The sequence below is a fragment of the Stutzerimonas kunmingensis genome, from assembly GCF_032106285.1.
Classification (GTDB): domain Bacteria; phylum Pseudomonadota; class Gammaproteobacteria; order Pseudomonadales; family Pseudomonadaceae; genus Stutzerimonas; species Stutzerimonas kunmingensis_B.
Genome location: NZ_DAMCPO010000002.1, coordinates 187,160 through 200,410, shown reverse-complemented (window position 1 = coordinate 200,410; position 13,251 = coordinate 187,160). Strand labels below are relative to the sequence as shown.

At 65.2% G+C, this 13,251-nt stretch carries 11 protein-coding genes; 5 read left to right on the top strand and 6 right to left on the bottom strand.

From position 1 onward, the window contains the following. Window positions 1-40: 40 nt before the first annotated feature. Complete coding sequence (locus RT582_RS02620) at window positions 41-292, top strand: YfhL family 4Fe-4S dicluster ferredoxin (RefSeq protein ID WP_003303200.1); 252 nt, start codon at window positions 41-43, stop codon at window positions 290-292. Next, window positions 292-2,025, top strand: a complete 1,734-nt coding sequence (ggt, locus tag RT582_RS02615) for a gamma-glutamyltransferase (protein ID WP_313476464.1) — start codon at window positions 292-294, stop codon at window positions 2,023-2,025. Before RT582_RS02620 ends, ggt begins: the two co-directional genes overlap by 1 nt. On the opposite strand, the gene RT582_RS02610 is transcribed toward ggt, so the two are convergent. The 4 genes from RT582_RS02610 to RT582_RS02595 all read right to left on the bottom strand — a co-directional run bounded on the left by RT582_RS02610 (window position 2,009) and on the right by RT582_RS02595 (window position 6,141). Then, on the bottom strand, window positions 2,009-3,796 hold the full coding sequence (locus RT582_RS02610; RefSeq protein ID WP_376746823.1) for a Na/Pi cotransporter family protein: 1,788 nt from the start codon (window positions 3,794-3,796) through the stop codon (window positions 2,009-2,011). The two genes, ggt and RT582_RS02610, sit on opposite strands and share 17 nt — an antisense overlap. A 148-nt stretch (window positions 3,797-3,944) precedes the next feature. Further along, window positions 3,945-4,286, bottom strand: a complete 342-nt coding sequence (locus RT582_RS02605; protein ID WP_014818709.1) for a hypothetical protein — start codon at window positions 4,284-4,286, stop codon at window positions 3,945-3,947. A 118-nt stretch (window positions 4,287-4,404) separates the two neighbouring features. Next, entirely contained in the window at window positions 4,405-5,217 is an 813-nt protein-coding gene (gene mutM, locus RT582_RS02600; RefSeq protein ID WP_313476461.1) for a bifunctional DNA-formamidopyrimidine glycosylase/DNA-(apurinic or apyrimidinic site) lyase, read from the bottom strand. Window positions 5,218-5,274: 57 nt separating this feature from the next. After that, window positions 5,275-6,141 (bottom strand): HDOD domain-containing protein, encoded by an 867-nt coding sequence (locus tag RT582_RS02595; protein WP_014818707.1) that lies wholly within the window; start codon window positions 6,139-6,141, stop codon window positions 5,275-5,277. 129 nt (window positions 6,142-6,270) lie between these two features. Between RT582_RS02595 and RT582_RS02590 the strand changes: the two genes are divergently transcribed. Both RT582_RS02590 and RT582_RS02585 read left to right on the top strand, forming a co-directional pair. Beyond that, a complete protein-coding gene (locus RT582_RS02590; RefSeq protein WP_041015092.1) occupies window positions 6,271-6,810 on the top strand; it encodes a type 1 glutamine amidotransferase domain-containing protein in 540 nt (179 codons plus the stop codon). 101 nt (window positions 6,811-6,911) lie between these two features. After that, window positions 6,912-8,108 (top strand): class I SAM-dependent rRNA methyltransferase, encoded by a 1,197-nt coding sequence (locus RT582_RS02585; protein ID WP_046617489.1) that lies wholly within the window; start codon window positions 6,912-6,914, stop codon window positions 8,106-8,108. 76 nt (window positions 8,109-8,184) lie between these two features. Here the strand turns inward: RT582_RS02585 and RT582_RS02580 are convergent, their stop codons facing one another. Beyond that, a complete protein-coding gene (locus RT582_RS02580) occupies window positions 8,185-9,033 on the bottom strand; it encodes a poly(ethylene terephthalate) hydrolase family protein (RefSeq protein WP_023446914.1) in 849 nt (282 codons plus the stop codon). A 498-nt stretch (window positions 9,034-9,531) separates the two neighbouring features. Between RT582_RS02580 and ilvD the strand changes: the two genes are divergently transcribed. Continuing rightward, window positions 9,532-11,370: a dihydroxy-acid dehydratase gene (ilvD, locus tag RT582_RS02575; protein WP_014818703.1), complete on the top strand. Its 1,839-nt coding sequence runs from the start codon at window positions 9,532-9,534 to the stop codon at window positions 11,368-11,370. A gap of 67 nt (window positions 11,371-11,437) precedes the next feature. Here ilvD and RT582_RS02570 read toward each other — a convergent pair whose 3' ends face one another. Continuing rightward, window positions 11,438-13,171 (bottom strand): DUF4153 domain-containing protein, encoded by a 1,734-nt coding sequence (locus RT582_RS02570; protein ID WP_313476458.1) that lies wholly within the window; start codon window positions 13,169-13,171, stop codon window positions 11,438-11,440. Window positions 13,172-13,251: the final 80 nt, after the last annotated feature.

Here is a 13,251-nt window from a genome sequence, read left to right as displayed (position 1 = left end):
TTGCTGTGCCGTGGTTCGAGCCACGGCAGGAGTTCGCTGGATGTCCCTGAAAATCACCGATGACTGCATCAACTGCGATGTGTGCGAGCCAGAGTGCCCGAACAGCGCCATTTCCCAGGGCGAGGAAATCTACGTCATCGACCCCAACCTCTGCACCGAATGCGTCGGCCACTACGACGAGCCACAGTGCCAGCAGGTCTGCCCGGTGGACTGCATCCCGCTCGACGAGAACAACGTCGAAAGCAAGGACGAACTGATGCAGAAGTACCTGATCATCACCGGCAAGGCGTGATGCTCTCGCGGCGACCGACCCGAAGGACCCGCCTGCTCAGGGGCCTCCAGGGTTGTCTCGCCGCCCTCCTGCTGCTGGCCTGCGCGGCCCAGGGCAACCCTCTTGCAAACGGTGCCGTCGCCACGGCCCATCCGCTGGCCAGTGAAGTTGGCCGGCGCATTCTCGAAGCCGGCGGCAACGCCTTCGATGCCACCGTTGCAGTCAGCGCCGCCCTGGCGGTGGTCGAGCCATACGGCTCCGGACTTGGCGGCGGCGGCTTCTTTCTGCTGCGCGAAGCCGGCGATCCTGCTCGCCACATTTTTCTCGATGCCCGCGAGCGCGCACCCGCCGCCGCCACGCCGGACCTGTACCTGCGCGATGGCAAGATCCAGCGCGAACTCTCGCTGAACGGCCCGCTGGCCGCAGCGATTCCCGGCACGCCGGCCGCGCTGGTCGAACTCGCCGAGAAGCGCGGCCGCCTGCCCCTGAAGACCACCCTGGCGCCGGCCATCGCGCTGGCTCGCGATGGCTTCGCGGTGGATGCCGTCTACCGCCAGCGTGCCGGCTGGCGCCTCGCGGAGTTGCGTGACGATCCGGAAAGCGCGCGCCTGTTTCTCCACGACGGGAACCTGCCAGCCGAAGGCCATCGGCTACGCCAGCCGGAGCTGGCGCAGACCCTGGAGCGCCTGGCCATTCACGGCCGCGACGGCTTCTACCGCGGTGAGTTCGCGAAGAAATTGGTGCAAGGCGTTCGCGCCGCCGGCGGCATCTGGTCGCTGGAGGATCTGGCCGACTACCACACCGTCGAGCGCGAGCCACTACGCTTCACCCTCGCCAATGGTCGTGAGCTGATCGGCGCGCCACCGCCGTCAGCCGGCGGCATGATCCTCGCGCAGAGCCTGGGCATTCTCGAACGCCTGTCCTGGCGCGACGCCGAACCGCTGCAACGCAGCCATCTGGTGGTCGAGGCGTTGCGCCGGGCCTATCGCGACCGCGGGCAACTGGGCGATCCGGATTTCGTCGCGTCACCACTGCGACATCTACTTTCAGACCAGTACCTGGACCAGCTCGCCAGCTCCATCGACCCTGATCGGGCCACGCCGAGCAGCGCATTGCCGCCCGCGCCACGCTGGCGCGAGGGCGAGCACACCACTCACTTCGCGGTGATCGATGCCGAAGGCAATGCGGTGGCGGCGACGCTGTCGCTGAACATGATGTTCGGCGCCGCCTTCACCGTGCCCGGCACCGGTGTGCTGCTCAACGACGAGATGGACGATTTCGCCGCCGACATCGATGGCAGCAATGCCTATGGCCTGAAAGGCAGCAGCGCCAATGCCATCTCCGGCGGCAAGCGGCCGCTGTCGAGCATGAGCCCGACCTTCATCGAAAGCGCCGAGGAGTTCGCCGCCTTTGGCACGCCCGGCGGCAGCCGCATCCCGAGCATGGTGCTGCTTTCGGCACTGTCTTACCTGGATGGCGAACCGGTGCAGGCCTGGCCGGCAGTGCCGCGCTATCACCACCAGTACCTGCCCGACGTACTGCAGTACGAAGCCGATGCCTTCACCCCGGCGCAGCTGGACGCCCTGCGCGCGCGCGGCCACCAGCCCAGGCTGATCGAACGCGACTACGGCAACCAGCAGGTGCTCTATTGGCACAAGCCGAGCGGCACGGTCGAGGCGGCCAGCGACCCGCGCGGCATCGGCCAGGCACTGATGGTGCCGGCACGCCGCGAGCCGGTTACAGCTGCAGAATGACCGGGCCTTCGTCCTCAGCGAGCTGACGCAGCTGCCGCGTCAGCTCATGGCCCTCGCCGAGCAGCAAGGCGTTGCGCAGACTCTGGATGATGCGGCTGGCGTAGCCCAGGTCGTTCATCAGCGAACTGCTCTGCAAACCGTCCAGCTTCTGGTTGCGGATCGACTCGAACAGGCGCCGGCGAAACTCCGCATCGAACTTCGCAGCGCGCTCGTCCAGCCAGTTCAAGCGCTCGCGCCATAGCTCATCGGGCAGCTCCGAGTGGTTGAGCGCGCGGATCTCGCGCAACGACTCCAGCAAATGCCGACGCAACTCGACATACGCCTGGCGCGCCGCGGAGTCATCGGTGCGCAGGTAGTGTCCGAGGTTCTTCTGCAGGTGCTTGGCATCCTTGACCGCGTCCACCAGCTGCAGCGCCGCAACCTGGCAGCTCAGCCAGAACGCCTGGTGGCTCTCGTCCAGCGGCAGCTCCAGACGCCCCATGAAGGTCAGCAGATCGGAATACACGCCCTTGATATGCCGCTGATACAGCCGCTCGGCATCCAGGGCCTGGGCGTCGGGCTTCGCGTTGATCAGCGCCTCGTCAATCCGTCCCTGCTGGCGCAGCTGGTCCACCGGCAGATAGGTGGCATGGCAGATCACCTCGAGACTCAGGCGCGCCAGATGCTGCAGCTCCTGCGCCACGGCGCTGGCGGCAGCATCCGCGGAGTCCAGCGCACGGTCATTCAGGTAGCGCGCGCGGGTCGGCTCCTCCGGTCGAGCAGGCGCCAGTTCGGTGATCAGCACCGTCGGTTCGACTCGCTCGGGCAACACGCGCAACAGCAGGTTTGCCAGCTGCGCCTGCCACGGCCAGAACAACAGCACACCCATGGCGTTGAACAGCGTATGGAACAGCGCCAGCTGAATCAGGCGGTTTTCAGCCAGGCCCAGCGGCGCGACCAGCCACTGGACCAGCCAGGTCAACGGCGGCAGCAGCGCGATAGCCAGCACGGCGGTAGTCACGTTGAACAGTACATGGGCCAGCGCCAGGCGCTGACCACTGCGGTTGCCGCCGAGCGAGCCGACGAACGCAGTGGTGACGCTCGTGCCGACATTGGCGCCGATCGCCGTCGCCAGCGCCTGGCCGAGATCCAGCTGGCCGGTAGCCAAAGCGGTCAGCGTCAGCATCAATGTGGCATGGCTGGACTGCAGCACCACCGTGGCAAACAGGCCGATCGCGACGAACATCAGCTGCCCGGCCAGACCCCCAGCGTGGTACTGCGACAGGTCCATGCCACCAAAGCTGGAGAAACCGGTCTTGATCTGATCGATGCCGAGAAAGATGAAGGCGATGCCGAGCACGATACGCCCGGCCGCCTTGCCCTTGTCGCCGGTGAAGCTGGCCAGCACCCCGAAAACCAGCAGCGGCAAGGCCAGCGGACTCAGGCTGACGTTCTGCCCGGCCAGTGCCAGCAGCCAGATACCCGTGGTGGAGCCGAGATTGGCGCCGAACAGAATGGCGATACCGCCGGCAAGCTTGATCAGCCCGGTGCTGATGAAAGCGATGGTGAGCAACGAGACCAGCGTGCTGGACTGCAGCAGCATGGTGCCGCTCATGCCGAACATCAGGCCCTTGAGCGGCGTCGCCGTACTGCGCGTCAGCAGCTGTTCGAGCTTGCTACCGGCCAGTTGGCGCAGCCCCTCTTCGAGGCATTGCATGCCGAACAGGAACAGGGCGAGTCCCGCGCACAGCTCGAGCCATCCGTCACTGGCCCAGAACGACCAGGACAACATCAGCAGGCCCACGATGGGCAGAAATGTCTTGAAGAAGCGGCTGTTCAAGGAGGGGGCTTCGCGGCTCGGGATGGGAGGCGAAGCCTACTGCAGCAACACCGCGACCGGAAGGCTCAAGCCCTGCCAGTCGCGATGCGGATGACGTCGATCAACGCTGGGCGTTGTAACCGCTGGTGGTGCAGCCCAGGCAGCGTACGAACGCCGCTTTGCCCGGCTCGACGACCAGAGCCTTGCCAGCCTCGCCGACGTTGCCGCCCAAGGCGGTGAACGGCAGGCTGACAACGAAAACACCGGCGCCGATGGCAGTCGCGGCGATCAGCAGCGGGCGGGCGATGATCAGGTCACCGACCATGGAGTAGGCCTTGGGCGCTTCTACGGAGTACATCGGATCACCACTGGCGTTCTGCGGGACCGACTCCGCATGTGCCGGCAGCGCCAGCAGGCCAGTGGTCAGTGCCAAGACAGCAGCGGTAGAGCGGAACAGATTCATGGTGTGGTCCTTCAGATGTGCGAAACGCGGCAATTTTTAGTTGTGGCGGCCACTATAGCAGTGGCCGGGGCACGCTGAGCGTGAACGCCGTCAACGCATGCACAGTTCCGCCAGCCGCTCAACGCTGGCAGCGAGCGCAATACACGCTGGCGCGCTGACCGAGGCGAATCTCACGCAGCGTGCCGCCGCAGTTCTTGCAGAATTCGCCGGCCCGCCCGTAGACGAACAGCTCCTGCTGAAAATAGCCGGGCTTGCCATCGCCGCCGACGAAATCGCGCAACGTCGTGCCGCCACGCTCGATGGCCATCGCCAGTATCCGCCGGATTTCCTCGCCCAGTTTCAGGTAACGCGCTCGCGAGATGCTCCCGGCCGGCCGCCGCGGATCGATCCCGGCGGCGAACAGTGCCTCGCTCGCATAGATGTTGCCGACGCCCACCACTACCGCGTTGTCCATGATGAACGGCTTGACCGCCATGCTGCGCCCACGCGACAGCCTATACAAACGGTCACCGTCGAAATCCTCGCTGAGCGGCTCGGGCCCGAGACTGGCGAGCAACACATGGGCGAGCGGCTCGTGGCTCCAGAGCATCGCGCCGAAGCGCCGCGGATCGGTGTAGCGCAGCGCCTGGCCGGACTCCAGCAGGATATCGACGTGCTCGTGCTTGGCCGCCGGCAATGCCGCGTCAACCAGACGCAGGCTTCCGGACATGCCCAGATGAACGATCAGCGTGCCGCTCTCGGCCTTAATCAGCAGGTATTTGGCACGACGCTCGACGGCCTGGATACGTTGGCCGGACAGACGCACATCGAGGTCTTCCGGGATCGGCCAGCGCAACCGCCGGTCACGCACCAGCACGCGGCTGACACGCTGACCAACAAGGTATGGCTCAATACCACGGCGGGTAGTTTCGACTTCGGGAAGTTCGGGCATGGCGGGACGTTGGATACAGCGAAGGGATGCCGACCTTAGCAGGCCGGCGCCGGGCCGTCAGCCCACGCCCAGCTCGCGGATGCTTTCCTTGAGGCAGACGAAATCGTATTCCGACAGCCCGACGTATTCGAGCACCAGCTGCGACACGCTGTCCCACTCGTGATCGTCCGGCTGCGCGCCGAGCACCCGATGACAGGCGCAGATGTGCTCGGCCATCTTGAGGATCGCCAGCAGCGTCTTGATCGGCGCGTCGCGCCCCGAGTCGTCGGCGAACAGCGACAGCGCGTTATGGTGATTGGCGATGGCATCGCACAGGTGCAGCGGCAGGTTCCACGATTTGGCGGTGAAGTAGCCGACCACCGCATGGTTGGTGCTGAGCACGCGATTCTCGATATCGACGATGCGCTGGCCGTCTCCGGTGCTGGCGTAGGCCTCTTCCAGCACACTCATGTAGCCGGGGAAGCGCTTGAGCATCAGGGGGATGCCGCAATTGTGGAACAGCCCGAGGGTGTAGGCCTCGTCCGGCGACTGGTAGCCGATGCGCTTGGCCAGGGTCAGGCAGGCCATGGCCACGTCCTGCGCGCTGTCCCAGAAGCGGCTGAGCGTGACGATGGTCTCGTCGCTCATCTCGCCCTTGATCGACTGCGCATTGATCAGGTTGATCACCGAATTGCAGCCCAGCAGGTTCACCGCCTGCTGGATGGATGCGATGCGGTTGGCCAGACCGAAATGCGGCGAGTTGACCAGCTTGAGCAGCGCCCCCGAAAGCCCCGGGTCCTGACTTATCAGCCGGGCGATGGCTTTCAGATCGGGCACCGGCATGACCTGCTCCATCTGCAGGTCGACCATGATCTGCGGTTGCGGCGGCACGCTGATGCCTTGCAGCACCCGGCGGATCTGTTCGGCGGAGAGTTCAACGGCCATGAGGGGGACGCTCGACTAGAAGGCAAAGTGCCACCGGCACGAAAGGGCGAACTTTGGCTGAGATGCGGGTCCCATTTCAAGTGACTCGCATTCGGCGAGCGTTACCGACAGACAGACGGAGGCATGCTCATGACCCAATCCCTCAACGGCAAGCGCGTGGCAATCCTGGTGACCGACGGCTTCGAGCAGGTCGAGCTGACCGGCCCGCAGGAAGCGCTGGAGAAGGCCGGTGCGACAGCGCAGATCGTCTCCGCCAAGAATGGCGAAGTGACCGGCTGGAACCACACCACGCCGGCCAGCAAGTTTCACGTGGACAAGACCTTCGACGACCTCGATATGAATGACTATGACGCCGTGCTGCTGCCCGGCGGCGTGGTCAACTCCGACACCATTCGCACCGACGAAAGCGCACAAAAGCTGGTACGCGACGCCGCCGCGGCGAACAAGCCGATCGCAGTGATCTGTCACGGCGGCTGGCTGCTGATCTCGGCCGGACTGGTCAAGGGCAAGCGCATGACCAGCTGGCCATCGCTTACCGACGACCTGAAGAACGCCGGCGCCGATTGGGTGGACCAGGAGGTGGTAGTGGACGGTCAACTGATCAGCAGCCGCAAGCCCGATGACATCCCAGCGTTCAGCCAGGCGCTGATTCAAGCCCTGTCCGCCTGACCGGTGATGCGTGGCGGGCGCTGCGAGGAATTTCCGGCAGCGCCGGCGCGCGTGGCCTGCCGCTCGTTTAGAATGCCCGTCTTTTTCCCGGAGCCCCGCCGATGACCCTGCCCAGCCTGCGCCTCAAAGCCAATGCCGATCGCCGCCTGCGCGCCGGCCATCTGTGGGTCTACAGCAACGAGGTGGACACCGCGGCCACGCCGCTGGCGGGCTTCGCCGCCGGGGATCAGGCCGTGCTCGAAGCCGCCGGCGGCAAGCCGCTGGGCATCGTCGGGGTATCGCCGAACAACCTGATCTGCGCGCGCCTGCTGTCACGCGATCTCAAGCACAGCCTGGATAAGTCATTGCTGGTGCATCGCATCCAGGTTGCCCTGTCGCTGCGTGATCGCCTGTTCGATCAGCCGTGCTACCGCCTGATCTATGGCGATTCCGATCTTCTGCCGGGCCTGGTGGTGGATCGCTTCCACGACCATCTGGTGGTGCAGCTGGCGTCGGCGACCATGGAGCGCAACAAGGATGCCGTGCTGGAGGCGTTGGTGCAGGTGCTCAAGCCCCGCGGCGTACTGTGGAAGAACGACTCCAGCGCTCGCGATGCCGAAGGCCTGGAGCGTTACGTCGATACGGCGTTCGGCGTGGTGCCGGAGTGGGTCGCGTTGGAAGAGAATGGCGTGAAATTCGAAGCGCCGGTGCTGCAGGGCCAGAAGACCGGCTGGTTCTACGACCACCGCATGAATCGCGCGCGCCTGGCGCCCTACGTGAAGGGCAAGCGCGTACTCGATCTGTTCAGCTACATCGGCGGCTGGGGCGTGCAGGCGGCGGCCTTCGGTGCCAGCGAGGTGTTCTGCGTCGACGCCTCGGCTTTCGCCCTGGATGGCGTGGAGCGCAACGCCGCACTCAACGGCGTGGCGGAGAAGATGACCTGCGTCGAGGGTGATGCCTTCGAGGCGATGAAGGAACTGAAGAACGCCGAGGAACGCTTCGACGTGGTCATCACCGACCCGCCGGCCTTCATCAAGCGCAAGAAGGACATCAAGAACGGCGAGGCTGCCTACCGCCGCCTCAACGAAGCCGCGATGCGCCTGCTGAACAAGGACGGCATCCTGGTCAGCGCCAGCTGCTCCATGCACCTGGAAGAAGATCACCTGCAGAACATCCTGCTCGGCAGCGCGCGCCATCTGGACCGCAATATCCAGCTGCTCGAACGCGGCGCCCAGGGTCCGGATCATCCGGTGCACCCGGCGATCCCGGAAACCCGCTACATCAAGAACCTGACCTGCCGCATCCTGCCCAACAGCTGAGGAACGGCACACGCGCCTACCGTATCGCCATGAAACCTTCGCCCGGCAGTGCGGGCGAAGGTTTCAACGTGCGGTGCTACTCGATGCCCTTGCGCTGATCGCTCCACAACAGGCTGGTGCACAACCCACAGAAACGTCCGTAGAAGGTGCCACGCGCACTCTCGTCGTCCATCAGGTGATAACGGAACCAGGCCGTCGTCGGTCCGCGATAGGCCCCGCCATCACCCACTGGCTCGAAGTGGCTGACATAGCGCCTTTCCCCCCAGAAGATCGGCACATTGGCGCGGGTATAGACCGGCTGCGCATTCAGATAGGGGATGGCGATCGTGTCGGCACCGCCGGACATCAGGAACATCGGCCCGCGCTGATTGCGCTGCGACGACGAGTCATGGCCAAGACCGATGGTGTACGGCTGGATCGGCGCGGTGACCTTCACGCGATCATCCTGCCCGGCCATGATCGAGCCACCGCCACCCTGGGAATGGCCCGATGTGGCGACGCGTCCGGTGTTCAACACGCCGACGTAGGTGCCGTAGGTGCGATTGCTTTCCTGTACCAGGTAATCGAGGCAGGCCAGCATGTCGCGCCCGGTGCCGGCATTCGAGGTTTCCGCCGCGGCCACCACGAAGCCATGGCTGGCCCAGTGGGTCAGCAGCCCTGAATAAGTCGTCGGCCCGGTGCCGGTACCATTGCCCCAGAGGATGACCGGATGCCTGACGCCATCCTGGCCCAGCGTGCGTGGCCGGTAGATGCGGCAGCTCGGCCCTTCGCTCTGACTGGTGACGGCGTAGGGGCCGGAATTGTCGAAGCTCGAAACCGAGGGGAATGGCGCTCCGGGTGTGTCCGGCAGGGGTGCGGCGACGGCGGTTGCGGATAGGGCCACCAGAGCAGCGGCGCTCAGGTATAGACGTGTGAATTTGTGCATCTGCATTCCTCGTTCTTATCGTTGGTATAAGGACGCCTCGCCCATCATCGGCTGCCCGCTACTCCGCAGAACGCGCACCCATGGCGAGGCGACCGCTCGCTGGCCAGCGGCAAGACAAGGTGCAGTCACCAGCGAAACGGTCGGGTTTGGACTCTAGCGAGCGATCCTCGACCTGCCAGTCAAGGGGACCGGCGGTCATACGCCGAAAAAGGCGGCCGATGCGCAGGCCTCACGCCCTATCCAGCCGCTCCGGGCCGCTGGCATGCGGGATAGCGCAGGACCGGCAATCGTCCCGCCTGGCCCGGCTGCCGGAACGTGCGTAGAATCGGTGATATCTCGCCATTCACCACACGGCGGACTCTGAGCCCAGGCCCTACGAGCGTCTACCCGCCTCGACCCGGCCCCTTCCGAACGCACGGTCATCCTCCGTTGCATCCGGCACAGGCGTTGCTCACCATACGCAAACCTCCGATTACCTGATCAGCCGCAGGAACCGTCATGCCTGATTACCGCTCGAAAACCTCCACGCACGGCCGCAACATGGCCGGCGCCCGCGCGCTGTGGCGCGCCACCGGCATGAAGGATGAAGACTTCAAGAAGCCGATCATCGCCATCGCCAACTCCTTCACCCAGTTCGTGCCCGGCCACGTGCACCTGAAAGACCTGGGCCAGCTGGTCGCTCGCGAGATCGAAAAGGCCGGCGGCGTCGCCAAGGAATTCAACACCATCGCAGTCGATGACGGCATCGCCATGGGCCACGATGGCATGCTCTATTCGCTGCCTTCGCGCGAGATCATCGCCGATTCGGTGGAGTACATGGTCAATGCGCATTGCGCCGACGCCATCGTCTGCATCTCCAACTGCGACAAGATCACCCCCGGCATGCTGATGGCCGCCCTGCGCCTGAACATCCCGGTGGTGTTCGTTTCAGGCGGTCCGATGGAAGCCGGCAAGACCAAGCTGGCCAGCCACGGCCTGGACCTGGTCGACGCCATGGTTATCGCGGCCGATGAAAGCGCCTCGGACGAGAAGGTCGCCGAATACGAGCGCAGTGCCTGCCCGACCTGCGGCAGCTGCTCCGGCATGTTCACTGCCAACTCGATGAACTGCCTGGCCGAAGCCTTAGGGCTAGCCCTGCCCGGCAACGGCTCGACCCTCGCTACGCACAGCGACCGCGAACAGCTGTTCCTGCGCGCCGGCCGCACCATCGTAGAGCTGTGCCAGCGCTATTACGGCGAGGGCGACGAATCAGTCCTGCCGCGCAACATCGCCAGCCGCCGCGCGTTCGAAAACGCCATGACGCTCGATATCGCCATGGGTGGCTCGACCAACACCATCCTGCACCTGCTGGCCGCCGCACAGGAAGCCGAGGTCGACTTCGACCTGCGCGCCATCGATGCCCTGTCACGCAAGGTGCCGCAGCTGTGCAAAGTCGCGCCGAACATCCAGAAGTACCACATGGAAGACGTGCACCGCGCCGGCGGCATTTTCTCCATCCTTGGCGAACTGGCTCGCGGCGGCCTGCTGCACACCGACGTGCCCACCGTGCACAGCCGAACGCTTGCTGAAGGCATCGCGCAGTGGGACATCACCCAGACCCAGGACGAAGCGGTGCACACCTTCTTCAAGGCCGGCCCGGCCGGTATTCCGACGCAGACTGCTTTCAGCCAGTCGACCCGCTGGGACACCCTGGACCTGGACCGCGCCGAAGGCTGCATTCGCAGCGTCGAGCATGCCTATTCCCAGGAAGGCGGCCTGGCCGTGCTCTACGGCAACATCGCCCTCGATGGCTGCGTGGTGAAAACCGCTGGAGTGGATGAATCCATCCACGTCTTCGAAGGCACCGCCAAGATCTTCGAAAGCCAGGACAGCGCCGTCAAAGGCATCCTCAATGACGAAGTGAAGGCTGGCGACATCGTCATCATTCGCTACGAAGGCCCGAAGGGCGGCCCGGGCATGCAGGAAATGCTCTACCCGACCTCGTACCTGAAGTCCAAGGGACTGGGCAAGGAGTGCGCCCTGCTCACCGATGGCCGCTTCTCCGGCGGCACCTCAGGCCTGTCCATCGGCCACGCCTCGCCGGAAGCGGCTGCGGGCGGCGCCATCGGGCTGGTGCAGGACGGCGACAAGGTGCTGATCGACATCCCCAACCGCAGCATCCAGCTGCAGGTCAGCGATGAAGAACTGTCCCACCGCCGCATCGAGCAGGACAAGAAAGGCTGGAAGCCTGCTCAGCCACGCACCCGTAAGGTGACGACGGCGCTCAAGGCCTACGCCCTGCTCGCCACCAGCGCCGACAAGGGTGCGGTGCGCAACAAGGCGATGCTGGACGGCTGATCGCCAGGCTTGCTCGCTGTAAATAAAAAGCCCGACCTTCGCGTCGGGCTTTTTCATGCTCAGCAGACTATTCGGTAATCGCCGGTTCCAGACGGATGCCGTCGATTTCCAGCGCCTTGAAGCGCGGCGCTACCACCTGCAAAGCGCCACGCTCGATCTGCTGCTTGAGGGTCTCGCCGTCGAGGGTTTGCTGATCGGTCGTGCGAAGGTGCCCGATCCATCGCCAAGTACCGGTATCGCCACGCCCCAGCACCGTCACGATCCGCTGCCGCGCACCGCGTAGCAGCAGCACCTCGGGCTGACGGTCATCGTCCAGATCGACGGCGAACAGGGCGCAGTCCCCGTCACAGCCCTGGGTCGCGATGGCCTGTGCCAACGCGCCACCGGCATCCTCGAGAGGCTCGCCGATCCAGGGCACCGGTGCGGTATTGGCCATGTCGTGCTCGTGTCGCCAGTTCCAGTAGCTGTCTGCCTTGTCCAGTCGCTGCAGGTCTGCCTGCAGTTGCTCCCGTCGCGCGTCTGCGAGACCAGGCTCGACCACGCGCTGACGCAGCTTTTCGAGCTGGTCGCGACCGGGTTGCCCCAGCTGAAAGCGCAGTGCGCCGAGATCGGTGCGTTCTGCCGGCACCTGCTCGTCGAGCAGGCGCTGGTACTGGTTGGCTGCGCTGAGCTGCAACGGGCTCAACGGCGGCAGATGCATGAGCAGCAACAGTGCCACCGAAACCAGCGCCAGCAGCGGATTGCTCTGGCGCAGGCCGGCCAGCCATCCATCCCGCCGTTGCAGCACCGCTGCCATCAGCGCCAGCGCATGCAGCAAGGCAACCAGCGTCGCACCGACCGCCACCACCCGATCAGGCGTGAGCCCGTACTGGCCGATCCGCAGCCAGAGCGCGTAAATCGCAAGCCCTGCCAGAAGCGGCAGGCACAGGGAGCTGGCGTCGACCAGCACGCGCAGCGCTCGCGGGTAATGCACCGCTTGCCGGCCATCCTGAATGACGCCGTTGAGCAGCGCGACATGGGCGAACACCATGGCCAGCAGGATCGGCGTCGCGTGGCGGGTCTCCCACAATGGCTGCAGGCCGGTAAAAGGCAGGCAAACCACGAAAATCAGCAGGATCAGCACCGTCAGCGGCAGCAGGAAGCGACACATGGCCTGCAGCACATTGCGCAGCGCATCGACCACCTGGCCGCGCTCCAGCCCGATCCACAGCCCGATGGCGACAACCGTCGCGCTGGCGATCCAGATAAAGCCGGAGGACTCGAACAGCGTTGCGAAGATCCTGATGCCGACCAGCTTGAACAGGCCGGCCCAGAGCCAGATCAGCAACCAGAACGCCGCCAGCATCAGCAGCGCCATGAACAGCAACAGCCCGTTGTTGATGGCATGCCGGTACAGCGCGGCGTAGTCGACACGCCAGCGATGATCGGCATCCCGCGCCTGGATGAAGGGTGTCAGCACATAAGCCAGGATCAGGTTGCTCCAGAGCAGCAGCGTGCCGACGGATTCACCCAGGTAATACCAGCGCGGCTGGTCGAACTGCAGCGTGAGGCCGCCAGCCAGCACGGCCGGCAACAGGGCTGCGGCAAGGACCAGGCACCAGCGCCCGGCCGCGCGCAGATCGCCCCAGAGCAGCTGCAACTGCCAGCCGCCAATCACCGTGAAGGCCAGCAGTGCCGAGCACAGCACGCGCCAGCCAGCAGCGTGCGGCCAGGCCTCGCTGGCCGCCCAGAGCGCCAAGCCCTGGAGCAATCCGACCGCCAGATAGACTTTCAGCGGTCGAGCTTCGCCTGTCTGTTCCATGCACATTCCTTTTGCCGGTGATTGCGCCGTCTGATCGCGGCGGGTTGCAGTGTGCTACCCGCCCGGACGGGCCGCAACGC